Origin of the sequence: Shewanella sp. MEBiC00475, assembly GCF_005234075.1 — a bacterium.
GTDB classification, from domain to species: Bacteria; Pseudomonadota; Gammaproteobacteria; order Enterobacterales; family Shewanellaceae; genus Shewanella; species Shewanella polaris.
Genome location: NZ_CP039928.1, coordinates 1,920,133 through 1,946,757, shown reverse-complemented (window position 1 = coordinate 1,946,757; position 26,625 = coordinate 1,920,133). Strand labels below are relative to the sequence as shown.

The window sequence follows — 26,625 nt, the reverse complement described above, 5'->3', positions numbered from 1 at the left end:
AGTCTAAGCGAAGCAACGAGCTCAATGACCAACGTCAGGATGTTGATGTCACACTCAAATGAATATGCATTTTGGCTTTTTGTTGATTCTCCGTTATTGGTCGCTTGACATGGGTGTTAGACATAGGTTTACAGTCGTTGCATATGCTCAGTAGATTTATTTATCTAGATCTTATTATTCAATACAGTCGTTACCCCAAGGAGTCTTTATGAAAGTGAGTGAACTCGCAGCCTTATTGGGCGTTACCACAGACACCATTCGTTTTTATACCCGAATCGGCCTGCTCGTCCCGACAAAATCACCCAGCAATGGTTATAAATTTTATCGTGATAAAGAAGTATCGCGAATGCGATTTATCCTGAGTGCCAGAAACTTAGGTTTTTCGGTAGATGAAATTAAAGTGATCTTTTCTAAAACGGATCATGGTGAAAGCGCTTGTATCATGGTGAAGCAACTCATTAGCCAAAAGTTGGCCGAAACTGAAAAACTGTTCAATGAAACATTAACGTTACGTAATAGGCTAACTAAAGCCGTACTCGAGTGGGAAAATCTGCCAGCGTTGGCGCCCACTGGTGCCATGGTTTGCCACTTGATCGAGGGATTTGATCCAAACCATGAAACCTCTTGTCAAGCTAGTGATAAGGAGACTTTGTGATGAATACCCAAACAACCCAATTATTGATAGAGGGTGCAGGTTGTGCCAGCTGTGTTGGCAAAATTGAGAAAGCCCTTAAAACAGTCGCACAAGTAGAGCAGGCTGAAATGAACTTTGCTGATCGTAGCGTGATGGTCACCGGAGAAGTTGAAGTCGCTAGTTTGCTTGAGGCCGTTGAAAAAGCCGGTTATCACGCTATTTTGATTAACGATCAAAGTGGTGCAGATGCCATCGATGAAAAAGAACAGGCTGATGCAATATATTATAGAAGCCTAATAAAACACACTATAGTCGCATTGGCAGTGGGTATCCCGCTGATGATTTATGGTTTGTTTATTGGTGACATGACCGTTACTAACCCAATACAACAGTTGGTTTGGGGAGCAATTGGTGTGCTGACCTTAGGGATAATGTTTTTCTCCGGCAAGCATTTTTATACTGGCGCATGGAAATCATTTACCCATCATAGTGCCAATATGGACACCTTAATTGCGCTCGGAACAGGCACTGCCTGGATTTACTCTATGGTGGTGGTATTTGCACCAGATTTATTGCCAGAAATGGCGCGCCATGTCTATTTTGAAGCGACCGCGATGATCATTGGTTTAATCAATCTTGGACTCGCGTTAGAGGTCAAGGCGCGCGGTAAAACCTCTGCAGCAATTAAGCGCTTAATTGGTTTACAAGCTAAAACGGCTAGGGTGATGCGCAATGGTAAAGCGGTCGATATTGATATTGCCTTGGTGCAATTAAACGATAAAGTCAGTGTTCGACCAGGTGAAAAAATTCCCGTAGATGGTGTGGTCGTTGAGGGGAGTAGTTTTATTGATGAATCGATGTTGACTGGTGAACCTATTCCTGTTGAAAAAAGCGTTAATGATGATGTGGTAGCAGGTACATTAAACAAACTGGGGTCACTTACTTTTACCGCCACACGTGTTGGTAAAGATACGGCTTTGGCACACATTATTACTATGGTTAAGCGGGCGCAGAACTCCAAACCGCCTATTGGCCGAATGGCAGATGTTATTTCGAGCTATTTTGTTCCTGCAATGATGATTATTGCCATTATCAGCGCCATGGTATGGCTCAATTTTGGGCCTGAACCCTCAGTGGGATACGCCATAGTGTCGGCGATGACAATATTAATCATCGCTTGTCCGTGTGCGTTAGGGTTAGCAACACCCATGTCGGTGATGGTTGGTGTCGGTAAAGCTGCTGAATCTGGTGTGCTTATTCGTAATGGTGAAGCTCTGCAAACGGCATCGACTATTACCACCATGATTTTAGATAAAACCGGCACCATTACCGAAGGTGCACCAAAAATCACCGATATCATAGTGGTGAATGGACGCGAAGAACAACAGGTATTGCAATTGGCCGCGAGTATTGAGCAACATTCCGAACATCCGCTTGCGCAAGCTGTTGTCCAAGCAGCAACGGATAAGGGATTAACCTTATTCAATGTTGAAAATTTTACTGCTATTGCAGGATTTGGTGTCCAAGCTCAGTATCAATCGGCTCAGTTATTATTTGGTAATGAGAAATTAATGCGTGAGAAAGGTATTGCCTTAAGCGATTATCAGCAACAAGCACAGGCGTTAGCGGCAGACGCCAAAACGCCAATGTATTTTGCTATCGATGGTGAACTAGCGGCAGTGATTGCTGTGGCTGACCCGATTAAAGCTGATTCTGTTGCCGCCATAGCAAGGCTTAAAAGCAGTGGTATTAAGGTGATTATGCTTACCGGGGATAACCATGCGACAGCTACTGCAGTGGCTGCCAAAGTGGGTGTAGATGACTTTTTTGCCGACGTATTACCACAAGATAAAGCCAAAAAAGTGGCCGAATTACAAGCTTTAGGTGAAGTGGTTGGCATGACTGGCGATGGTATTAATGATGCCCCAGCGCTGGCTTTAGCCAATGTCGGCTTTGCTATTGGGACCGGAACGGACGTGGCGATTGAAAGTGCCGACATAACGCTAATGCGGGGATCGCTACACGGTTTAGCAGATGCCATAGCAGTGAGTAAAGCGACTTTAGGCAACATTAGACAAAATCTAGTGGGTGCGTTTATTTACAATGCGGCGGGTATTCCGCTCGCTGCTGGGGTGTTATTTCCAGTGTTTGGCGTATTACTTAATCCTGTGGTGGCTGGTGCTGCAATGGCATTTTCATCATTAACTGTGGTGAGCAACGCCAATCGTTTACGCTTTTTTACCCCCCAACAACACTAGGAGTGAATGATGCTATTAATTAACTTATTTTGTGTGGCATTGATTGCCCTTATCGTTTGGTGGTTTTGGTTGTATAAACCCAAAGCCGCTACTCATCAAGCAAATAACGCTATTGTGGTTAAAGACGGCGTTTACTCTCCGGCAAGAATAACCGTGCCGGCTAATACTGCAACGCAATTAACTTTTTTACGCCAAGACAAAGCAGGGTGCTCTGCAAGTTTGTTATTTCCAGACTTGGACATTAGCGAAGAGTTACCACTTGATAAACCTGTGGTAATTTCGCTGCCAGCGTTAGCCAAAGGTGAATATCCGTTTCATTGCCAAATGCAGATGTATAAAGGAGTATTACTGGTTGAGTAAACCTAGATAATGGTTGAGCTAAGTCGGCATCAATAAAACCTTGATGCTTACTACTGGGCCACATAAGCTTTGAAAAAGGCATACCCGTTACGCAAGTTAACATCTGTTTATTCAAGATGCTTACTTGCGTAATTGGTGATATTGTGGCGATTCGTTTACAACTGATTTTTCGATGACATCATGATACGACGTTTAATGGACTACATTCGTTTGGTACTATTTGTGAGTGGCGTATTAATTGGTATTCAAGTTCCCGGCTTTGTCGATCAATACGGTCAACGACTCGAAGCACACCAGCTTGAAGCTAAGCTAAGTTTGGCCGAGTTTCAGCGTGATGCCGACCGATTTTTTGCTGGTGATATAAGTAAACTCATCCGCCACTACCAACAAAATAACGACCCAGTATTCAGTGCTGGTGGTGAAAGCATTGAATCACTCTATCAGCGCTATACATCATTGACTCAAGCGTTGGGCCGTTTTCATCAACATAGTTATAGTCCTTATCAGCAAATAATATTGGCCCCACAAAAAGATATTCAATTAGAGGCTTGGCAGGCATACAGTTATGTCATTTTATTGAAACCACATGCCATTGCCATAGGATTACTGTTTGGGCTATTAGTGTCGATGTTGTGTGAATTAATACTGTCTATTTTATATATGGGCTGTCGTAGGGTTTTAACTCCACGATAAGCTATTTTTTTATTATTAATCAAGGAAATATTATGATCGCTACAGGACAATCTTTACCAAAAGCTACCTTAAGCCAACTGACAAAAGACGGCATGGTTAACCACGATGTGACTGAATTATTTGCGGGTAAAAAAGTAGTGTTATTTGCTGTGCCAGGTGCATTTACGCCGACTTGTTCAGAGGCTCATCTACCCGGCTATGTTGTACTTGCTGACGAGTTTAAAGCTAAAGGTGTTGACCTTATTGCTTGTGTTGCCGTTAACGATGCATTTGTCATGAAGGCATGGGGCGAAGCACAAAATGCTTCTGAATTAATGATGCTAGCCGACGGTGATGCTAGCTTTACTAAAGCATTAGGTTTAGAGATGGACACTGCTGGTTTTGGCGGTATTCGTTCACAACGTTATGCCATGGTCATCGACAATGGTGTAGTGACATTATTGAATGTTGAAGAAGGTAAGTCATTTGGCGTGAGTACCGCTGAAGTGGTAATGGCTGCACTGTAATCTATGTTATCCGTCGGTAAGTAACCGGTGAGTAATCGATTGCGAATGTAAAAAATGGGCATCTAATTAGGTGCCCATTTTTATAAGTATTCTTTAAGCTAGCTTAGCTATATTGTTCTTTATCGATTAACGGCAACCATACTTGTGCTTTTAAGCCACCTTGAGGGCGGTTAGACAACATAACTTTGCCATGATGACGGTCGACAATGCGTTTAATAATCGCCAGCCCTAATCCGGACCCAACACTACCGCGAGCTGCATCTCCTTGAGTAAAAGGATGGAATAGATGCTCAACTTCGGCTTCATCAATGCCTGGACCATTGTCTTCTACGCTAAAGCATAGGTAATTACCTTGGTTATATGAGCTGATTTTTACCCAACCATTACCATAGCGAAAGGCATTTTCGACCAAGTTACTTAATACCCGTTTGATTGCCACACTATTAATGGCAATGTCGGGACAGTCAGCTAGAGATAATTCTATAGTGCCTTCACGGTGCGATTCTTGTTGGCTGATTTCTTGTATTAGGCGATTAATTTGATCCGGCTCGCGAATGCCTTCTTGGTCGTTACGAATATAAGCAATAAATTGGTTAATAATCGAATCCATATCTTCAATGTCGGTGACGATACCATCTTTTAAATATTGATCGTCTTCCACCATCATTTCAGATGCTAATCTAATGCGGGTCAATGGTGTGCGTAAGTCATGTGATATACCCGCCATCAGTAAAGCGCGGTCTTGCTCTAGTTGTTTCATGCTATTGGCCATTTGGTTAAAGGCATGAGTTACTTCAACTATTTCGGTAGAACCGCTTAATGGTAGCGGTGGAGGGAAATCACCTTTTGATACCGCGACCGCGGCTTTCTGTAATCTTTTTAACGGGCGGTTTTGCCTACGGGCAAATAACCAACCGCCGGCAACACTGAGCGCGCCAATGACTAATAAATAGAGGGTTAATGGTGATAAGTCCGACTCATTAATGCCGGTCAGTGGCACTTTTATCCATAAGGATGGCGCTTGCGGTGGTTTAATCCATACATCAAGATTTTCGCCCTGTGAAAAACGTACTTCGGCCTCACCGCCGAGGTAAACCGACATTTGCTCAGACAAAAAACTGTAATAAGTGGCTCGACTCAGCCCAGCTTCTTGAGCTTGTTTTAAGTTGTAAACTGTCATGCCATCGTCGCGAACTTTGGCATTTAAGGCGTCAACCATGGTGAGGTGTTCACGGCCAACATCAACCCCATCAACAAATAAAATATTAATCTGACGAGCGATAAGTTGGTTTATCTGTTCGTAACTGGGTTTTATAAAGTAAACGGCGACCGACCAATATGATACTAATTGGTTAATCAGCAATAAGCTGCCAATAAGTAATACTGTTTGGCTAAAGGCGCTTCTGGGTAAGAAGCGTTGCCACCATTTTAACTTAAGTTTCATTGATTATTTTCGTGTGGTGCCGTCGGGGACAAATACATAACCTAAGCCCCAAACCGTTTGGATATATCGCGGGTTAGTAGCATCTTTTTCAATTAAACGACGTAAGCGTGAAACTTGGACATCAATTGAACGCTCAAGAGCTGAATAATCACGACCACGAGCAAGGTTCATTAATTTATCACGCGACAAAGGTTCGCGAGGGTGGTTTACCAATACTTTAAGTACAGCAAACTCACCGCTGGTAAGTGCAATACTTTCGTCACCATGAAACATTTCTCGGGTGGCTAAGTTTAGTGAAAACTCACCAAACTCAATCATTTCTTCTTGCTGCGCTGGTGCGCCAGGCACTTCGGCAATTTGGCGACGCATGACCGCTTTAATACGTGCTAATAACTCACGTGGATTAAATGGTTTAGGTAAATAATCATCTGCACCAAGCTCTAAGCCGATAATACGGTCTACTTCATCGCCTTTAGCTGTGAGCATCACAATTGGAATTGGGTTCTCTTGCTGGCGTAAACGGCGGCAAATGGATAAGCCATCTTCGCCAGGCAGCATCAGATCGAGTACTAATAAATGGAAGTTTTCACGTTCAAGTAATCTATCCATTTGTTCTGCATTGGCTGCGCTACGAACTTGGAAGCCTTGCTCAATCAAGTAACGTTCTAATAATGAACGCAATCTCATGTCGTCATCGACAACGAGAATCTTAGAGGTTTCTTGGCCCATGAAATATCCTTTTAACACTAAATTGATACAAGTAATGACTCAGTATGAAGTGTAATCGCTTGAATTTGAATAGCTGATTGTGGCAGAAATTGTAACTAAATAGCTGTAAATGAAAGTTTATCGCGTAAATAGCTGGAAACGGTCACTTAAGTTGTCTTTATCGCTGTCAAAAGATAGTGCTAATTGTTGGTTTGTTTGGTGATAAATAATGCTTGGTATAATGCCGAGTTGACTAACACTTTGCTGTGGATGGTTATCAAAAATAGGACTGATGAAAAGTTGGTGTTGTTGGATATCGAAGTGTCCCCATTGTAAGTGAGTGTACTGTGGATGGGCTTGCGGGTCTTGGTGTACGTTAATATTCACTACGGCGTAATAACCATTGTCGAGTAACAGCAAGCTGCTTAATGCTGAGGTCATTTGTTGGTGCCATACACCGTAGATTGATTGAATGGGGTAGGCTTGATAGTCATGTTGTTCATCCATCACGCTGTCAGCATTAGTGTCGATAGTAAATACTAACTTTGCGGATTCTAGGGTTAGTGCCATTTGTAGTTTTGGATGGTTCATTTGATATGCAACAAGGCCTTGTCGCGAATTATTACTATAGCTTGGGATAAAGCTTATGCCTGAGGCATTTATGTCTATTCGGCCCCATTCAGCGACGCTATTTTGTGGTTCAAGCAAGTTAAATTCGATGTGTAAGTAACTGTGGTCAGGATTTAACTGCAACAGTGTTATTTTCTCTGACGTGTCTATTATCCAATTGCCAAAGATAGCTTGGGTAGATTCAGTTACCTGTAATTCGTGGTTCGCATGCAGTGGGTTGATCGTGAATAAACCAGAAGCCAGCGCTAACAGTAGAGTGATGCTTTTAAAGGTGGTAAGCAAAGGCGATGTGAGTTGATTGCTATGTGGCACCATAAACATAAGATCCTTTTATGTTTGCTGCAGAAATTCCGATTTTTATCACCGTGAGCGGCAGTATTAGGTAGGTACTAAATTAAGTGAGTACTAAATCTAATAAGAGCTAATCCTAGTCAAAATCGCCAATTAATCAAATAAAAAAGCCCGCAACATAATGTGGCGGGCTTAATTTTTTAGTATTAATTTATTGCACCCATGTCAGTAACGGCGTTTGTGGAATGACTTGAAAGTCCAATGCCATGGTCACGCTTAATGCAGTAATGGTAATAATGGAAAATCCAAACACTTGCCTAGCCCAAGACTGCAGGTTTATGCCGTGACGATAACCTTTTAACGCCATGGTTAACCACCACAAGCTGGTGGCACAGGTAACGGCCATAAAGGCGACACCTGTGTAACCCGCTAACGGTAATAGCGCACTCACTAATGCAAACACCGCAATATAGAGCACTATATGCAATTTTGCTTTAGCCATGCCCTCAGCCACAGGTAATACTGGAATGTTGGCTGCGGCGTAGTCGTCAAAGCGAAAAATCGCAATCGCATAAGAGTGGGGCATTTGCCATAGACTAAACATCAACAGTAAAATAACCGCGCCCATGTCCATTTGCCCTGTGACAGCGCAATAACCCACAACGGGTGGAACCGCACCCGAAAAACTGCCTACTAAAGTGCCGTAAACCGAGTTGCGTTTCATATACAGGCTGTATACTCCGACATAAACTACATAGCCAATGGCGGCAAATAACACCGCTAGGCTATTAGTGAATATCGCCAGCATGGCAAAGCCAATAATCCCTAGCCCAATACCAAAGCTCAATACCGCTTGTACTGATATTTCACCGGTAACGGTAACTCGGTTTCGAGTACGCTTCATCTTGGCGTCGATGTCGCGATCAATGCAGTTATTGATTGCGCAACCCGACGCTACCACCAAAGACAGACCTATCATGGTGGCAAACATCAAGGTCATATCAACATTGCCTTGAGCCGCGAGTAAAAAGCCGCCCGCGACAGAAATTAAATTGCCCATGATGATGCCTGGTTTGGTTACCTGAACATATCCTCGTAAGCGTGAGGTTAATTGTGCTGACATAGATTGACCTTGATTATTCATGATAGCTGTCGGTTACATCATCAATTCATTGGCTGCGTAGATAATCCACACAGACAAACCCACAACCATGACAATAATCAAGGCCGTGAATAAGAACGAGAATGTATTGATTCTGCCTTCTTTAGAAAAATCTAAATGAAGGAAGTATTTTAAATGCACCACGATTTGTACTATTGCCGCTACGACTACAATCCATAAGGTGGTGTCATGAGTAAAGCTGTGAGTCATTACCGACCAAAATGGAATACCGGTTAAGACCACCGATAATACAAAGCCGACGAAATAAGATTTAACGCTAGCGGCAAAATCGCCTTCGCCGTGACTTGAATGTGCATTGCTCATCACAAGACTCCTAACAAATAAACAACAGTAAACACACACACCCACACGATGTCTAAGAAATGCCAAAACAAACTTAAGCAACTTAGGCGAGTGATGCTGCGATTATTTAAACCGCACTTGATGACTTCAACCATCATAACCAGCATCCAAATTAAGCCCGCGGTAACATGCAAACCATGCATGCCGACTAAGGCAAAAAATGCTGATAAAAAGGCACTGCGATCTGGACCATTGCCGTGTTCAATCAGGTGACTAAACTCGTACACTTCCATCGAAATAAACGCACAACCTAATGCGAAGGTGACCAGCAACCACATTAATGTGGCGGCCTTCTTTTGGTGTTTAGCGCAAATCATGGCAAAGCCATATGTAATACTACTGACCAACAAGGCGGCGGTTTCGATAAGCACGAAATCTAATTCGAAAATATCTTTACCCGACACACCACCATCGGTGTTCATATACAGGACTGCATAAGTCGCAAAAACAGAAGCGAATAAAATACAGTCGGTCATTAGATAAATCCAAAAACCGAATAAAGTGCTACCACTAGTGTCATGTTCATCATGGTGATCTGCAGCGTGAGCCACGTGTAAATCTGCTTTAATAGCAATACTCATTATCGACCCCTTGCTACGTTATCTATGTGTGCATTTTCAATACGCGCGACTTCATCTGGCTGCACGTAGTAGTCAACATCATTGTCGTAAGCACGCAGTAAGAACAACACAAACGCACCCGCAAATCCGACAATGGCTAACCACCAAATATGCCAAATAGCAGCAAAGCCCATCGCGGTAATAGCCGCTGCCATGAATATTCCGCTAGCGGTGTTTTTAGGCATATGAATAGGCTGGTATGTTTCACGACGTTGATAGGCCGTGCCTTTTTCTTTCATGTCGGTGAACGCATCAATGTCTGTTACGGGATCTAACTGGGCATAGTTATAGAACTGTGGTGGTGAAGAGGTTGACCACTCAAGCGTATGGCCATTCCATGGGTCGCCTGTTGTATCAAGGTTTTGTTCACGGTCTCGGAAGCTCACATACAATTGCACAAACTGTAAAATGATACCGACTAGAATGACAAAGGCACCCACAACCGCAAAATAAATCCAGAAGTTCCACGCTGGGTTATCGGTATGATTAAGACGACGTGTCATACCCATAAAGCCAAGCACGTACAGCGGCATAAAGGCCAAATAGAAGCCAATTTGCCAGCACCAAAAAGATGCTTTTCCTAAACGTTCATTGAGTTTGAAGCCCATTGCTTTAGGGAACCAGTAGGCAAACCCCGCCATATAGCCAAATACCGCACCGCCAATAATGGTGTTATGGAAATGGGCGATTAAAAACAAGCTGTTATGCAGTACGTAATCAGCGCCAGGTAATGCTAACAATACTCCGGTCATGCCGCCGATGGTGAAGGTCACCATAAAGCCTAAGGACCACAATACTGGCACGGTAAAGCGTAAACGACCGCGATAAATGGTAAATAACCAGTTAAACAGTTTTACCCCAGTCGGCACCGCAATCACCATGGTCATCACCCCGAAGAAGGCGTTAACGTTAGCGCTCGAGCCCATGGTAAAGAAATGGTGTAACCACACAATAAAGCCAAGTACTGAAATGGCACCCGTTGCCCACACCATAGAGGTGTAACCAAATAAGCGCTTCGAAGTAAAGGTTGAAAACACTTCAGAGAAAATACCGAAAGCCGGTAATACCAAAATGTATACTTCAGGATGACCCCAAGCCCAAAATAGGTTGATGTACATCATGGCGTTACCGCCACCATCATTGGTAAAGAAGTGGAAATCTAAATAACGGTCTAAGGTCAACATACCTAAAACAGCGGTTAAAATTGGGAATGACGCAACGATTAGCACGTTAGCCCAAGTACAAGCCCAGGTGAAAATGGGCATTTGCATCAGCTTCATGCCCGGAGCACGCATTTTTAACACAGTGGCGATAAAATTCACCCCGGTTAAGGTTGTCCCGATACCGGATATCTGCAAGGCCCAGATATAATAATCAACCCCCACCCCCGGACTGTATGCCAACTCTGACAAGGGTGGATAGGCTACCCAACCAGTCTTGGCGAATTCACCTAATCCAAGCGAGATATTGATTAATATCGCCCCAGATGTAGTGAGCCAAAAACTTAAGTTGTTTAAGAATGGGAATGCCACATCGCGGGCACCAATCTGCAGCGGTACGACCAAGTTCATTAAACCAATCATAAATGGCATCGCCATAAAGATAATCATAATCACGCCATGGGCGGTGAAGATTTGGTCGTAATGTTCTGGTGGTAAATAACCCGCTGCGCCATTAGTGGCAAGAGCTTGCTGGGTTCGCATCATAATCGCGTCAGAAAACCCACGAACCAGCATTACCATAGCTAGCACGATATACATAATACCGAGTTTTTTGTGGTCAACTGAGGTTAGCCAGTCGTGCCAAAGCACACCCCATTTTTGATGTTTAGTGATTAAGGCCGCAATAATGACACCAATAATAGCGACAGCCGCGAGGGTCACCATGATAATCGGTTCATGATACGGAATAGACTCGAGTGTTAATTTTCCAAGAAATGACATGATTACTCCGCCTCCCCAGAAGCAATCGAAGAATGCTCTGTGGTTGAGTGTGTAGGTTTTTTTCCAGAATGTGGTTCAGCGTCTGTGTCAGTCATGTGCTCCATATTTTGCATATGCTGGGTATGATCCATACCAGACATTGATTCCATATTGCCTATGTCGTGCATGCCTTCCATACTGCCCATTGATTTCATGTTCGAGTCTGGATGCATGTACTGCATAACAATGTAATTAAACATGCCGTGTTGCACTGACCCATAATATTGAACAGGGTTGTTTTCGCTTTTTTGGGCTAGTTGCTTATATTGCTCAACATCCAAGGTGTTACCTTGTTGTTTTACCTTAGCAACCCAGGCATCAAAATCTCCTGCAGTTGCAGTTGCAATGGCATTAAACTTCATTCCGGTAAAACCAGCACCACTGTAGTTAGCTGAAATACCTTCAAAGGTACCCGGCTCATTAGCAATAAGGTGTAGCTTGGTTGCCATGCCTGCCATTGAGTAAATTTGGCTGCCTAACTGCGGAATGAAAAATGAATTCATCGCCGTGTCTGAAGTGATTTTGAAGTTAACTGGAACATTGGCAGGGAAGGCCAATTCGTTAACCGACGCAATGCCATATTCTGGATAGATAAATAACCACTTCCAATCCAGCGACACCACTTCTACGGTAACGGGTTTAGCGTCATGCACTAACGGTTTATAGGGATCTAAATCGTGAGTCGAATTCCAAGTGATAACACCTAAAATGATCACAATAACAATCGGGATGACCCACACGACAACTTCAATCGCGGTTGAGTGTGCCCATTTAGGCGCATAAATTTCTTCATCGCGGCCATCACGATATTTCCATGCAAAAAACAAGGTCATGAAAATGACTGGGATTACCACAATCAGCATCAGCAATGTCGCCACAATAATGAGATGCTTCTCATCTATGCCGATCTGGCCTTTGGGGTCCAGCACGCCGCCTTCACAACCCGCGAGCATAAATGCTAATGCAGCCAGCGCTAGTTTACTTAAATTTCGAATTAACAAAGGAAGATTCCTCTCACCTTAAAAGCTTACTACCCTGCCAATAGGGGAGGATCGGCAGTTGCAGAATAATCATCGAACGCAAATAACCTCACCAAAGGACTAACCCAAATCAACTATCAGTGATTTCGGCATTCGTCTTAAGGCAATATCGATTTTGAGAATGATGTAGTTAAATTAAAAAATTTAAGCTTGTAGAGGAGGAGCACGACAGCCGTGGGCAGGATATTCAAGAGATTTAGGGACAACAACAGATAAGGCACTTAACGCGTAACTAAGTGCAAGGAGATTACAAAATGTAGAATTGAGGTTGAATAAACGCCAAAATTGGTCGATAACCAATGGATTTAATATCAGTAGACCTAGTAAGCTTGCGCCCATAATTTCAGCTAATAAGGTGTCAATAACGGCAATAAATTCACTGATATCGACAACATGTCCCATCGACATAGATAATGAATCAGCTAAAGGCTGCAGCAACAGTAACCCGAAACACAAGGTTAAATGTGCTTTACTCAATTTGGAAAGCCTTGCGACACGATTAAGCGGCTTAGCAAGGTATTGGTAGCAGGTTAATTTCAACAAACGTTTCCGGCTGAGCTTAAAGGAGTGGGCAGTTGAATCAACAGATCCAGCTAGTAATTATCATTGGCAGGAGAATAACAATAAGGGGCTAGTAATTGGAAGTGAATCACGCTAGGGGAACCATGAAATTATTAAATAAATCTTAATTGAAACAGTATTTTAACTAAAATATTACATGTTTAACCACATTATTACGATTAAAGATCCCAATAACGACAATAATGTGATGTGTGGCACTTAATTCTGTCGGCTAATGAGGGCTTTTTAGTGATAATGTATTTTAGCTTGCATAGCTTATGCATTTATCGCAGCGTTTATTGATTAATGTAGAGTCACTTTATGGTCTTTAAATTTGGGCGGTAAATTTTGGTATCAAGGAGAACCCATGAAATATCATTTGTTGTTATTTTTATCTTTACTGACATTTGGGGCGAACGCTCAATTAGATGTTGAGTTAACTAGCCATACAGACAAAGAAAAATTGAAACAGTTACAATTAGAACGAGTGACTCAACAATATGATTTAGCCAAATGGACATTTACAGACAAGGTACTGATAGATGAGTCGGCAACAAGACCATATAGTCACCCAACACTAACGATCACTGTAAGCCGCCCAAGCGATGATGGTTCATTTTTATCGCAATATTTGCATGAACAAATTCATTGGTTTGAAGACTCTCGCCAAATAGAGGTCAATAAGGTGGTTGCTACATTGAAGCAAAAGTACCCCAATGCACCAATTACTGGACCAGAAGGTGCTGATGGTGTGTTTTCAACCTATTTACATCTTGCGGTTTGTCTACTGGAGTACGATGCACTTACAGAGTTGCTAGGCAAACAAAAAGCTAATGAGGTGGTATCGACTAACTCCAAGTATTTTTATAAATGGATTTATCGAACCGTTTTAGCCGATCCAGAGTTTATTCGGAATGTGCTGAAGCAAAGTGATCTTTATATTAACGAGTAATAGCCTTAGTAAGCCATGTAGTTAAACAGTACCCTAGGTTAGCAACGTTAGGCTGAGTTAATCTGATTAAAGTGTTACTCTTCATTTTTATACTATTGCGGTCGAAAAATAATAATTTGGCGTGTTTACGATAAATTAAATAACAAACTACCAGTAATCATGTTGTTAAATTTATGGTTGCCAAAAAGTCGTTGCCTTTACCTATTTAGTCGAAATAAAGTTTTCTCTCAGTTTATCGTAAAAAAAACTCAATTAATCAAGGGATATAATGACTTTTATGTCATAAATAAGACTAATCTGACCATAGCCAGCGTAGTGGTTATTTATTTATGCATTTTGACTTTTAACCCGTTCAGCGCTATTCTTCTGCGCTGTTTTAGGTTGTACTTGTATAATTTAAAAACAAACCTTACGCTTTTTAGCGTTTAACGAGGTTATTTTTTATAATGAACATTAAGCCGCATTAGTTAATCCTTCCTTCTTGGATCACTACGATCCATCTGTAGTGGCTACCTGCTTGGTGGTTGTTTTGCTTTACCCCATAATCTCAATAGCATCCCGTCGTTTGACGAATTAAAACCTTTGTTGGTGTGCGCAGATGTATATGTCTAGCGTTGACGGGTGTTGTTGGAGTAAATGACTAATTTTAAACAGAGTGAATAACATGATACAAACCATGAAGAAAGAGTGGTTCTCCAACATACGCGGAGATCTGTTAGCCGGTATTGTGGTTGCACTGGCGCTAATCCCAGAGGCAATAGCCTTTTCTATTATTGCAGGGGTAGACCCTAAAGTCGGCCTATATGCTTCGTTTTGTATTGCGGTTGTGATTGCCTTTACTGGTGGTCGTCCTGGAATGATCTCTGCTGCAACAGGTGCTATGGCACTATTAATGGTGACCTTGGTTAGGGAGCACGGGCTTGAATACTTACTCGCGGCAACCCTATTAACAGGTGTGCTGCAAATAGTTGCTGGTTACTTAAAGCTAGGTAATTTGATGCGTTTTGTTTCGCGCTCTGTGGTCACAGGCTTTGTCAATGCGCTGGCTATTTTAATCTTTATGGCTCAAGTGCCAGAGTTAATTGACGTGACTTGGCATGTGTACGCCATGACCGCAGCAGGGCTTGGTATCATCTACTTATTCCCGTTAATTCCTGTCATTGGTAAATCCTTACCTTCGCCTTTAGTGTGTATTGTCGGACTGACCATTGTTGCGGTGTTTATGGGTATCGATATCCGCACCGTAGGTGATATGGGCCAGCTGCCTGACACCTTACCTATTTTCCTTTGGCCTGAAGTGCCATTAACCCTTGAAACCTTAATGATCATCTTTCCTTATTCAGCGGGTCTTGCCGTAGTGGGTTTGTTGGAATCGATGATGACAGCCACAATTGTTGATGACTTAACCGATACTCCAAGTGATAAGAACCGTGAGTGTAAAGGCCAAGGTATTGCCAATATTGGTGCAGGTTTAATGGGTGGTATGGCTGGTTGTGCCATGATTGGTCAATCTATTATCAATGTTAAATCTGGCGGTCGCGGACGTTTATCAACATTCTCGGCGGGTGTCTTTTTGCTTATCTTGATCGTATTTCTCGGTGATTGGTTAAAGCTTATTCCTATGGCGGCATTGGTTGCGGTAATGATCATGGTATCTATAGGTACTTTCTCTTGGGATTCGATTCGTAATCTTAAACATCACCCAATGTCGACTAACCTTGTGATGGTGGCCACGGTTGTGGTGGTTGTTGCTACCCATAACCTCGCGATTGGGGTATTTGTAGGGGTATTACTGGCATCGTTATTCTTTGCTAATAAAGTCGGTCGATTTATGGTGGTTAAAAGTGCAGAAACCACAGCTGAAACGGGCCGGCATTATCAAATTATTGGCCAAGTCTTTTTTGCTTCTGCCGATAAGTTCAGTAACTCATTTGATTTTAAAGAAGTGGTTGAGAAGGTGACTATTGATTTATCACTGGCACATTTTTGGGATATTACCGCAGTATCGGCACTCGATAAAGTGGTACTTAAATTCCGTCGTGATGGAACCGAGGTTGAGTTAATCGGCCTTAACGAAGCCAGTTCAACTATTGTCGATAAATTCGGGGTGCACGATAAGCCTGAAGAAGTTGAAAAAATGATGTCTGGTCACTAAGCCCTGAGCAACACAATATAAGGAAAATAATGATGAAATATGTGATTGCCTGTATCGACGGTTCAAAAGCAACCTTAGCGGTATGTGATGCCAGTGGATGGGCGGCGATGCAATTAAATGCCCCTGTGACCCTACTACATGTATTAGATAAATCGCTTTACCCAACACAGTTGGATTTATCGGGAAACATCGGTTTAGGTACGCGTGAGCATCTACTTGATGAGATGGTTATCCTTGAAGGCCGCCGAAGTAAACTGGCACTTGAGCAAGGTAAGTTTATGCTCGAAGATGCTAAAAAGCGTGTCGTTGGGCAACAACCTACAGCATTGGTAGAAACGCTACAGCGACATGGTGACTTAGTTGAAACCTTGTTAGAGCAAGAACCTAAAGCAAGGTTGGTCGTGTTGGGTCGCCAAGGCGAACAACATCAAGAACATGCTATTGGCAGCCATTTAGAAAGTGTTATTCGCACTCTTAAGCAACCTATTTTAGTGGTCATGGCTGAATTTACCGCGCCAAAGCGATTTATTTTTGCTTACGATGGCAGTGCAACAGCTAAAAAAGCCCTTAATCAAGTGGCTACGAGTCCGATGCTAAAAGGCTTGGAATGCCACTTGGTGATGGTGTCTGACAATCAATCACAAGCGACAACTGAACTGGCAGCAGCGGCAGACTCTTTGAGTAACGTAGACTTTAGCGTGATCACCGCCGTATGTAAGGGCGAGGTGCAAACAGCTTTAGAAGCGTATCAAGTCGCTAACCAAATAGATTTGATGGTGATGGGCGCTTATGGTCACTCACGTATTCGTGAGTTTTTTGTGGGTAGCAATACCACCAAAATGATCAGCAAAAGCCGCATCCCACTGCTATTGTTGCGTTAATCGTTAATTGCGAATTGTTAGTTAGATTCATAAATAAACGCTATGCAGTGATTACTCTGCATAGCGTTTTTTTTATACTCTCGACGAGTTTTGTTAGTGTGATATGTCGATTTACGGGGTTAAATAACCTCAGTTCGCAATATAAAATGGTAATCAAACCGTTCTGTGCCCTGCTAACCGTGTTTCATTAACGTGCAATAAACCCGTTATTAATGCTTGTTAGTCATAAGAGCCTGCGCATTATTTTCTCGTTTGTGGTCTGTTACTTATGGGGCTTTGCAAGATGTAATGGATCGAGTATTGCTTTTAGTTCATCTTCGCCAAGCTTAGTTTCTTCAAGTGCAATAGCTAATACTGATTTATGTTCTTTATCTGCTCGTTTGGCTATTTTAGCGGCCATATCGTAACCCACCACTGAATTAAGCGCGGTAGCCAGAATGGGGTTTTTCTCCAATGCTTGGGTTAAATGCTCGGCATTGGGCGTAAACTCGGCAAACACTTTGTCGGTCATGGCTTGGCAGGCATGGGTCAATAAATCAATGCTGGACAGTAGCTTGTCGGCAATCAGTGGCAACATGACATTTAATTGAAAATTACCCGATTGAGCCGCGATAGTTATGGTGGCTTCATTACCTATCACTTCAGCGGCAATCATGGCTATAGCTTCTGGGATCACGGGATTAACCTTGCCGGGCATTATCGATGAGCCGGGTTGCAGTGCCGTTAAGCTAATTTCTTGTAATCCTGCAACCGGGCCTGAGTTCATCCAGCGCAAATCATTGGCGATTTTCAATAACGTGACAGCTACTCCTTTGAGCGCTGAAGCCATCGCTAAGGTGTGATCTTGGCTACTCATATATAACGCAGGCATAACCGCCGTTTGCCATGGGATCTGATCTTGCTGTTGTAAGTAATCACAAGCCAGCTTGGCAAAACGCGGGTCACAATTAACGCCAGTGCCAACCGCTGTGCCGCCCAAAGGTAGGTTAAGTAAGCTGAGTTCCGCCTGTTGGATCTTAGCCTGAGCAGCATTGAGTTGCTGTTGCCAACATAACAACTCTTGCCCCAAGGTAATTGGCATTGCGTCCATTAAATGAGTACGTCCGGTTTTGACCAGGTTTGAATGTTGTATAGCCAAATCCGCCAATTTGTCGCTTAGATCTGTAATGACAGGGTACAGTTGAGCCTTTAAATGCCGCACTGTGCTGATGTGAATACAGGCGGGCACCACATCGTTACTGCTTTGGCCCATATTGACATGATCATTAGGGTGAACTTTTACCTGCAAAATGACGCTGGCAAGGCTGGCAATCACTTCATTAATATTCATATTAGAACTGGTGCCAGAACCTGTTTGGAACAAATCTAGCGGAAAGTGTTTTGAAAAATCAAGCTTCTTACTGGCGACAATTGCTTGTTGAATCGCGGTGGCCATGGCGTTATCTAGCAAATCTAGCTGGCTATTAGCCTGTGCTGCCACTGATTTTATGTCGAGTAGGGCGAGTAAAGCTGGCGTCGGAAAGCGCCGATCTGAAAACTGAAAGTTATTCAGTGCTCGTTGGGTTTGCGCTTGGTAATAAACATCATTTGGTACCTCAATTTTCCCCATACTGTCATGTTCTATACGCATTTTGCTCATAGTTTTTTTCCGGGTCGATTTTAGATTCGAATATGTTAGGGTAACCTTAGCATGAAGTGCCAATAAACGTTTATAGGGAGATCAGTAATGAAAAATTCTATGCAATTATTGAAACAACTTGAGAGTCACGGAAAAACTTTCAAGTATTACAGCTTTGATCGACTAGCCGAACACTACGATTTATCTCGCTTACCTTTTGCCGCTAAAATCTTATTAGAAAACCTACTGCGTTATGAGAACTCTGAATTTGTTCAGCCTGAGGATATTGATATCTTGGCCCGCTGGGATCTAGATAACTGGTCTGAAACTGAAATTGCTTTTGTGCCCTCTAGGGTTATTTTACAGGATTTTACCGGTGTACCTTCGGTGGTCGATCTGGCCGCAATGCGTGACGCGATTGAGACATTAGGTGGTAATGCAGACGCTATTAACCCACTCAATCCTGTGGAGCTAGTCATTGACCATTCAGTGATGGTTGATGTGTTTGCTGAATCCGATGCACTACAAAAAAATACCGCCATTGAAATCCAACGAAACCGCGAGCGATATCAGTTTTTGCGTTGGGGTCAGCAAGCCTTTGATAACTTTAAAGTGGTGCCGCCAGGGCGCGGTATCGTACATCAAATCAATCTGGAATATCTGGCGAGAGTGGTTTTTGTCAAAGAGGATGAAGATAATCTATTGTACCCCGATACGTTAGTTGGGACCGATTCTCATACTACTATGATCAATGGTTTGGGTGTATTGGGCTGGGGTGTGGGCGGCATAGAAGCAGAGGCCGCAATGTTAGGCCAACCTGTTACCATGCTGTTACCCGAGATTGTCGGATTTGAGTTTATAGGTAAATTACCTGCTGGGGTTACCGCCACCGATCTGGTTTTGACGGTCACCGAACAATTACGAGCATTTGGCGTGGTAGGTAAGTTTGTTGAGTTTTTTGGTACTGGTGTCGATCAATTGACCCTAGCCGATAGGGCTACCATAGCCAATATGGCGCCAGAATACGGTGCTACTTGCGGCATTTTCCCGATTGATCAACAAAGCTTGGATTATTTAGCGCTTACGGGTCGTGATCCTGATCGTATCGAGCTAATAAAAGCTTATCTTAACGAGATGGGCATGTGGGCTAGCGCATCGGATAACAAAGCTTGTTATCACGCCCGTTTGCAATTAGATTTGAGTAGTGTTGTGCCTTCTATCGCTGGCCCTAAAAGACCGCAGGACAGAATTGCACTTGATCAAGCCGGAATCAGTTTTCGTCATTGGTTGGATAGTCAGATCCCTGTTAGCCAAATCGACGCCGAAGGTAAAGACGAGCTGGCAAGCGAGGGTGGTCCCTCTGTACAAGTGCCAGTTGCCGATGGTAGCACTGGTGTCGCTTGTCGTTATCGAGATAAAGACTTTATCCTCGAAGCTGGCGCGGTGGTGATAGCCGCAATTACCAGTTGTACTAATACCTCCAATCCATCAGTGTTAATCGCCGCCGGACTATTAGCCAGAAATGCTCGCCAAAAAGGCTTGCAGGTTAAACCCTGGGTAAAAACCAGCTTTGCACCGGGCTCACAGGTGGTGACAGATTATTTAATAAAATCGGGTCTTAATGTCGATTTAGATGCCTTAGGTTTTCAGTTGGTTGGCTACGGTTGTACCACCTGTATTGGTAATTCAGGCCCTTTACCTCAACCCGTTAGCGCTGCGATACAACAGGGCAGGTTGAAGGTGTGTTCGGTGTTATCAGGCAACCGTAACTTTGATGGCCGCATCCATCCAGAAGTTCAAGCCAATTATTTAGCATCGCCGCCGCTGGTGGTGGCATATGCATTGGCCGGTAATATGAAAGCCGATATGGTCACCGAGCCTCTGGGTGAAGATGCCAATGGCAAAGCTGTCTATTTAAAAGATATCTGGCCAGACAATCAGGAAATCCAACAGGTTATGGCCAGCGCCGTGCAAAGCGAAATGTTTGTGTCGCGTTATGCCGATGTTTACAGTGGCGATGCTGACTGGCAAGGATTAGAAGTGGTCCAGAGCCAGAAATATAACTGGCCAGATTCTACCTATGTCAAACAACCACCATTCTTTGATGGGATCAGTGCCGAGGTTCCAACAATAAAAGCTATCGACAATGCCCGTTGTTTACTTAAGTTAGGTGATTCGGTGACTACCGATCATATTTCACCCGCGGGATCTATTGCACCAGACAGCCCTGCTGGAGACTATTTACAGCAAGCTGGGGTAGCCATTAAGGACTTTAACTCTTACGGTTCACGCCGTGGCAACCATGAAGTGATGATGCGTGGCACCTTTGCCAATGTAAGGCTAAAAAATCTGCTGGCTCCTGGGACCGAAGGCTGTTGGACACGTTTAATGCCTAACGGTGAGTCTATGACGGTATTTGATGCCGCTATGCAGTATCAAAAACAAGGTACGCCTTGTATTGTATTAGCGGGCAAAGAATACGGCACGGGTAGCTCGCGAGATTGGGCCGCCAAAGGACCTGCGCTGTTGGGTGTTAAAGCGGTTATAGCGCAAAGCTATGAACGTATTCATCGCTCGAACCTTGTTGGAATGGGGATTTTACCTCTGCAGTTCATGCCAGATGACAGTGCTGAGTCACTAAAGCTTACTGGTGAAGAGCAATTCAGTATTCCTGCAGTGAGTGCCGGCCAGAAAACCGTTAAAGTGACCGTGACCAACAAAGCGGGTAAGCATCATTCGTTTGAAGCTAAAATCCGCATTGATACTCCTAATGAGTTCAGTTACTACCAAAATGGTGGCATTTTGCATTATGTATTGCGCAATCTAGCTAAGTCGTCTAGCTAAGTCATTTGGGTTCTCGCTAAGGTTATTATCTATTTTAGATAGCATGTAAATAGGTTCAAATTTAACGATTTGGACCTTTTTTATGCTATGAAAGCAATATGTGCGGTATAGCGGTATATAATACCAATCTCATTAAATATCTGGTCAGTTCAGAGTCACTGAGGTTTTTCAATTCAAGGCGTATTGATGTAGAAATGGTTGTTCCCTTTTAAATCGATGTAACACAGAAGTGGAATACCTGAGAGACTCCATTCTGGCGGGTTTCAAAGTCCTTTATCCTTCGTTAGATGCTTTCAAAATAGAATCACTATTCGCTTCAATCATCTGCCTTGCCTACAGCACTTTGAACTCCCGCTGAAAGATCACATATTTAATAGGATTGGTATAAGGTCACATAGTGACTTTATATACTAACCAGATGTACGAGGGTTATTATTCGAAGCGGCTCACGCGCATTAGCTCAATCGACGGGAATAGATTTTTACCATTAAAATTGCGAATGAACCATTAATATATTGCCATTTTGTCTGATGTGATATGTAGGTGAACCAATGGGTAGTTAATGTGTTTGAGGTTAGTTTTGGGGTTACGCTTTTTGTGATATTTCGACTAAGTTAAGTTAGTGATAGTAGATCCGTTCGAGTTGTGAACCCGAGGTAACCATCAGAGAACTATAGCGTTTTGGAGATTTTTTTAGATTATCCAGGGGGTTTTTCTGATTAAATCGTAGTATATTGATATCACACGTGTTATTAAATCTAGTTTTTTTTGTTTAAATGGATTAGGTTAAATAACGCTATATGGATTTATGAATTTTAAATCAAACGGTTTGTAGTGGCATTCCTAAAGCGTGTATTCAGATAGAGGCAAGCTAGGTAATTGGAAATGCTAATCAAAGAGCGTGAACTAGTTTTATTCTGAGAAAAGTAATGCCCTTATATTTAAAAGAATTGACTGATTTTTATGCTTGTAAATACTCAGAGAAAATCTTAAATAGCAAATGAGGCTACATCATGGACGACATATATAGAAAGTAAGTACAGCCGCTTTCATCGTATCAGACACGGAATACGTTGGTGCTGAACTAACCGAGTTGGGAGTATTATTTTTTGGTGATTTTTTACTCATTCTTTTTTATGCTCTTATTCTTTTATGGCTTGAGCTTCATTTGCCCTTCTTTAGTTAGTGTTTTTTCTATCCAGTTTTCAATTGAATCCTTATTTGAAGAATATCGATGGTCATACAATCCAAACCCCGACTCAATAATGCGATTAAACAATAACAATGAGGGACTTTAATGACGGTTAACCTCATTTATTCCATAACACTTATCTTATCGCTGAGTTTGTTATATGGGTTTATTGTTAATTATTTTTACGCGAACAAAATGACTAAGCAAATATTGTCTGGTGCATTATTTGCTGGTATTTGTATTTTCGGTATGATTTATCCTATCTATATGGACTCTGGGGTTATTGTCGATCCTCGGTCCGTGGTTCTGGGTATAGCAGGTCTCTTCGGTGGTCCAGTTGTCGCAATTATTGCCGCCACCATTACAGCAGGTTATCGATTACTTCTAGGTGGAGGCGGTTTATACGTAGGCATAGGTATTGTCATAGTATCGACTAGCTTAGGATTAATTTATCGATATTGTGTTAAAAAAGACTGGGTAAAAATTAACTTAGTGCAACTCTTACTCTTTGGCTTATTAATACAAGTTATTGTATTAATAATATCAACCCAGTTACCTGCCACCGCGTTTGAGAAAATACTATCAACTATAGCCATCCCACGACTGGTTATCTTTACACTGGCTACGGCATTCCTAGGCTTACTGTTGAAAAATATGGATGACCGCCAGAACACAGAAATTGCGTTAAGAGAAAGTGAATCAAGACTATCACATCATCTGCAGAATACGCCTTTAGCAGCTATAGCATGGGACATCAACTTCAATGTCACCCAATGGAATAAAACAGCCGAAAAGATTTTTGGATACTCTGCCGATGAAGCGATGGGACGTCATCCCATAGATTTGATCCTAATCGATACATCTAAAATAGAGATTGATCAGGTTTATAAGGACTTATTGGAACATAAAGAAGGGACGCGAAGAAGTAATTACAATATTACTAAAGACGGCAAAAAAATTGCTTGTGAATGGTATAATACGCCAATCTTGGATACCGCAGGCAAGGCGATTGGGGCAGCCTCTTTGTGTGAGGATATTACTGTCAGAAAACAATCTGAGCAGTTGATTTGGGAGCAGGCACATTACGATTCACTTACTGGATTAGCTAATCGCCAAATGGCGAGTTTAGATCTCGAGAAAGAAATTAAAATAGCTAAACGGTCGAATAAAAGTATCGCATTATTATTCTTTGATCTAGATGGTTTTAAAGATATTAATGACACTATGGGTCACGATATTGGTGACATTCTTCTGGTTGAAGTGGCAAAACGTTTACTCAATCTTACTCGAGATGTCGATACCATTTCCCGACTTGGAGGCGATGAATTCGTTCTGATAATAGGCGGACTTGATAGCCCAAGTTGTGTAGATCAAATTGCGAGTAACTTACTTAAAAAAATGTCTGAGCCTTTTACGTTAGGTCAAAATAAAGCTTATATTTCTACTAGTATTGGGATCACATTTTATCCACAAGATGCTTCTGATCCTGTTGAAATGCTAAAAAATGCTGATCAGGCAATGTATGCCGCCAAAAGTAATGGGGGGAATAGTTTCCAATATTTTACCCCGTCGATGCAGCAGAACGCAGTATCTCGCATGTCTTTGATTAGTGATTTACGTATAGCTATAGCAGCCAATCAATTCCAATTACATTACCAACCAATCGTAAACTTAATCACTGGTGATATTTATAAAGCTGAAGCTCTCATTCGTTGGCAACATCCAGTAAGGGGTTTAGTTGGACCAATCGAATTTATTCCTATTGCAGAAGAGACCCAATTAATCGTTGATATCGGTGATTGGGTATTTCGTGAGGCCGCTCAGCAGTCGGCTCGCTGGCGCACCGCCATCGAGCCAAGTTTCCAAATTAGTATCAATACTTCGCCAGTACAATATAAGAACGATGCTTTTAGCGCTAAAGATTGGCTTGACTATTTAGACGCTCTTAAATTACCCGGTGATGCCATTATGGTTGAAATTACTGAGGGAGCATTGATGGAATATGGAAGCAGTATCGACCAGAAATTATTTGACTTCAGAGATGCAAATATTCAGGTATCACTAGATGATTTTGGTACTGGGTATTCATCACTTTCTTCACTAAAAAAACTCGATATTGATTATCTGAAAATTGATAAATCTTTTGTGGATAATTTGGCGCCCCATTCTAATGATCTGGCTTTGTGCGAAGCAATCATTGTAATGGCACACAAACTTGATTTGAAAGTCGTTGCTGAGGGTGTCGAGAACGAAGAACAAAGAGACTTGTTAATAGCTGCTGGCTGTGACTATGCGCAGGGCTACCTATTTTCTAAACCATTACCAGCGATAGAATTTGAAAAATTATTAAAGTCTAGGTGAGAATCATGTGCCTCGACTGAATATTTAAACTAGTCAACGTTACCTATGAACAAGTTCTTTACGCTTACTACAGACAGGATTAAATGTGTCTAATACATGACGATATACTTAATTGTATCTTTTATAGGTGTTACATATTTTGATAAATAAATACTACTATCAGTTGCTAAAGACAGCGCAGTCACGACCTTTAGCCTTAGCGAGATAGAGCGCTTCATCTGCACGTTGTAGCCAAGTATCTGCTGTTGTACCTGGAACCCAGGAAGCAACACCAAATGACACCGTTATTTCTTTGCCATCCGGTGTTGTTAACTCTTTTTTTATTGTCGTTCTAAGGTTATTAATAAACACATCAGGTTGATCACTGACCTCAGGGATTAATAGCACAAACTCTTCGCCACCGAATCGATAAAGCCGATCGTATTTACGAATGTGCGAAGTGGCAATCGTAACAAAATCTTGTAGTACTTTGTCACCAACAGCATGACCGTATTTATCGTTGACCATCTTAAAGTAATCTAAATCGAGAATGGCTAACAAATGCTTAATACCGTTACGCTCGGCGTTGGATATTGCCGCTGTCATATCTGATCTCATGGCTCGGCGATTAAATGCACCGGTTAATGCGTCCACAGTATTGAGTGTTTCCAGTAAGTGAAACTGCTTCAAACCATGGCTGGCATAAACGAAGGCACTTAATGACAACATCGAGGTTGTTACAATGAAAGATTCTTCTGAAATGGTGTTAAAAACGTCAGATAATTCTACGAAAGAAATGCCAGCAACGACATTAATGCAAAAGGCTTCAACTGGTTTTACCAAAATAAAAGTGCTTGCGAAGACGGGATAAATCCACAAAAAACTATCTATTCCATTAGCAATAACAATGATGACTACACCGGTATTAATAAATACTGCTATTACAGCGCTTAAAATTCGGATTTTTTTGGAGTAATACGCATAAGCAACTAGCGATATGATGCCCAGTATCAGCATCATATCAATGATGGCTGCGACGATGTTGCCCGCTAGATAACGTATAACTACAAACGGAAAAATGCCTAGCACAGCGACAGCGCTGAGTAGCAACAATAACGACAGTTGATATTTTTCCTGTAGCTGATTGATCATAACGCTCTCGCAGTAAATTGAATAATTATGTTTAATCAGGTTGACGGGGTTCTCAAACAAAAAGCTTTTTTGCTTGAGAACCCCGTCAACCTGTTTGCTCTAGAATACTATACAATCAGAGATTTCATTCTACCTAAATCTGGATAGGCTGGTCTTTTCGCAATTACATCATTAAAAATGCCTTAATCGTCATCTCGGTTGGATGTGAATAACCAAGTCGAAAATAACCGAACCAATCA

General features: G+C 42.3%; 21 protein-coding genes. 10 read left to right on the top strand and 11 right to left on the bottom strand.

Annotation, left to right across the window (positions count from 1 at the left end):
- Window positions 1-208: 208 nt before the first annotated feature.
- The 5 genes from FCN25_RS08575 (at window position 209) to FCN25_RS08555 (ending at window position 4,451) form a co-directional block, all read left to right on the top strand.
- Window positions 209-655, top strand: a complete 447-nt coding sequence (locus FCN25_RS08575; RefSeq protein WP_137223800.1) for a MerR family transcriptional regulator — start codon at window positions 209-211, stop codon at window positions 653-655.
- Entirely contained in the window at window positions 655-2,892 is a 2,238-nt protein-coding gene (locus FCN25_RS08570; RefSeq protein WP_137223798.1) for a heavy metal translocating P-type ATPase, read from the top strand. Before FCN25_RS08575 ends, FCN25_RS08570 begins: the two co-directional genes overlap by 1 nt.
- Before the next feature lie 9 nt (window positions 2,893-2,901).
- Window positions 2,902-3,252, top strand: a complete 351-nt coding sequence (locus FCN25_RS08565; RefSeq protein ID WP_137227368.1) for a cupredoxin domain-containing protein — start codon at window positions 2,902-2,904, stop codon at window positions 3,250-3,252.
- Window positions 3,253-3,432: 180 nt separating this feature from the next.
- Window positions 3,433-3,945, top strand: a complete 513-nt coding sequence (locus FCN25_RS08560) for a DUF2937 family protein (RefSeq protein WP_137223796.1) — start codon at window positions 3,433-3,435, stop codon at window positions 3,943-3,945.
- A gap of 32 nt (window positions 3,946-3,977) precedes the next feature.
- The gene (locus tag FCN25_RS08555; RefSeq protein WP_137223794.1) at window positions 3,978-4,451 is read left to right on the top strand and encodes a peroxiredoxin; all 474 of its coding nucleotides are present in this window, start codon (window positions 3,978-3,980) and stop codon (window positions 4,449-4,451) included.
- A gap of 103 nt (window positions 4,452-4,554) precedes the next feature.
- On the opposite strand, the gene envZ is transcribed toward FCN25_RS08555, so the two are convergent.
- From envZ to FCN25_RS08510, 9 genes are all read right to left on the bottom strand, one after another.
- Window positions 4,555-5,895, bottom strand: coding sequence for a two-component system sensor histidine kinase EnvZ (gene envZ / locus FCN25_RS08550; RefSeq protein ID WP_137223792.1), 1,341 nt, complete (start codon window positions 5,893-5,895; stop codon window positions 4,555-4,557).
- Window positions 5,896-5,898: 3 nt separating this feature from the next.
- On the bottom strand, window positions 5,899-6,624 hold the full coding sequence (gene ompR / locus FCN25_RS08545; protein ID WP_137223790.1) for a two-component system response regulator OmpR: 726 nt from the start codon (window positions 6,622-6,624) through the stop codon (window positions 5,899-5,901).
- A 117-nt stretch (window positions 6,625-6,741) separates the two neighbouring features.
- Complete coding sequence (locus FCN25_RS08540) at window positions 6,742-7,548, bottom strand: hypothetical protein (protein ID WP_137223788.1); 807 nt, start codon at window positions 7,546-7,548, stop codon at window positions 6,742-6,744.
- A gap of 187 nt (window positions 7,549-7,735) precedes the next feature.
- Complete coding sequence (cyoE, locus tag FCN25_RS08535) at window positions 7,736-8,668, bottom strand: heme o synthase (protein WP_137223786.1); 933 nt, start codon at window positions 8,666-8,668, stop codon at window positions 7,736-7,738.
- A gap of 12 nt (window positions 8,669-8,680) precedes the next feature.
- Complete coding sequence (gene cyoD / locus FCN25_RS08530; protein ID WP_137223784.1) at window positions 8,681-9,010, bottom strand: cytochrome o ubiquinol oxidase subunit IV; 330 nt, start codon at window positions 9,008-9,010, stop codon at window positions 8,681-8,683.
- Window positions 9,010-9,630 carry a cytochrome o ubiquinol oxidase subunit III gene (gene cyoC / locus FCN25_RS08525; protein ID WP_137223782.1) on the bottom strand — a complete coding sequence of 207 codons (621 nt, stop codon included), beginning with the start codon at window positions 9,628-9,630 and terminating at the stop codon, window positions 9,010-9,012. Before cyoC ends, cyoD begins: the two co-directional genes overlap by 1 nt.
- Complete coding sequence (cyoB, locus tag FCN25_RS08520) at window positions 9,630-11,612, bottom strand: cytochrome o ubiquinol oxidase subunit I (RefSeq protein ID WP_137223780.1); 1,983 nt, start codon at window positions 11,610-11,612, stop codon at window positions 9,630-9,632. Before cyoB ends, cyoC begins: the two co-directional genes overlap by 1 nt.
- A 2-nt stretch (window positions 11,613-11,614) precedes the next feature.
- Window positions 11,615-12,652 carry a ubiquinol oxidase subunit II gene (gene cyoA / locus FCN25_RS08515; RefSeq protein ID WP_137223778.1) on the bottom strand — a complete coding sequence of 346 codons (1,038 nt, stop codon included), beginning with the start codon at window positions 12,650-12,652 and terminating at the stop codon, window positions 11,615-11,617.
- A 183-nt stretch (window positions 12,653-12,835) separates the two neighbouring features.
- A complete protein-coding gene (locus FCN25_RS08510) occupies window positions 12,836-13,168 on the bottom strand; it encodes a hypothetical protein (protein WP_254693743.1) in 333 nt (110 codons plus the stop codon).
- 451 nt (window positions 13,169-13,619) lie between these two features.
- On the opposite strand from FCN25_RS08510, the gene FCN25_RS08505 reads away from it, so the two are divergent.
- The 3 genes from FCN25_RS08505 to FCN25_RS08495 all read left to right on the top strand — a co-directional run bounded on the left by FCN25_RS08505 (window position 13,620) and on the right by FCN25_RS08495 (window position 17,240).
- A complete protein-coding gene (locus FCN25_RS08505; RefSeq protein ID WP_137223776.1) occupies window positions 13,620-14,204 on the top strand; it encodes a hypothetical protein in 585 nt (194 codons plus the stop codon).
- A 664-nt stretch (window positions 14,205-14,868) separates the two neighbouring features.
- Window positions 14,869-16,359: a SulP family inorganic anion transporter gene (locus FCN25_RS08500; protein WP_137223774.1), complete on the top strand. Its 1,491-nt coding sequence runs from the start codon at window positions 14,869-14,871 to the stop codon at window positions 16,357-16,359.
- Window positions 16,360-16,391: 32 nt separating this feature from the next.
- The gene (locus FCN25_RS08495) at window positions 16,392-17,240 is read left to right on the top strand and encodes a universal stress protein (RefSeq protein WP_137227367.1); all 849 of its coding nucleotides are present in this window, start codon (window positions 16,392-16,394) and stop codon (window positions 17,238-17,240) included.
- A 262-nt stretch (window positions 17,241-17,502) separates the two neighbouring features.
- Here the strand turns inward: FCN25_RS08495 and FCN25_RS08490 are convergent, their stop codons facing one another.
- A complete protein-coding gene (locus FCN25_RS08490; protein WP_137223773.1) occupies window positions 17,503-18,879 on the bottom strand; it encodes a lyase family protein in 1,377 nt (458 codons plus the stop codon).
- An 87-nt stretch (window positions 18,880-18,966) separates the two neighbouring features.
- On the opposite strand from FCN25_RS08490, the gene acnA reads away from it, so the two are divergent.
- A complete protein-coding gene (gene acnA, locus FCN25_RS08485) occupies window positions 18,967-21,702 on the top strand; it encodes an aconitate hydratase AcnA (RefSeq protein ID WP_137223772.1) in 2,736 nt (911 codons plus the stop codon).
- 1,387 nt (window positions 21,703-23,089) lie between these two features.
- Complete coding sequence (locus FCN25_RS08480) at window positions 23,090-25,255, top strand: EAL domain-containing protein (RefSeq protein WP_175405843.1); 2,166 nt, start codon at window positions 23,090-23,092, stop codon at window positions 25,253-25,255.
- A gap of 159 nt (window positions 25,256-25,414) precedes the next feature.
- Here FCN25_RS08480 and FCN25_RS08475 read toward each other — a convergent pair whose 3' ends face one another.
- Complete coding sequence (locus tag FCN25_RS08475; protein ID WP_137223770.1) at window positions 25,415-26,386, bottom strand: GGDEF domain-containing protein; 972 nt, start codon at window positions 26,384-26,386, stop codon at window positions 25,415-25,417.
- Between the last annotated feature and the right edge of the window lie 239 nt (window positions 26,387-26,625).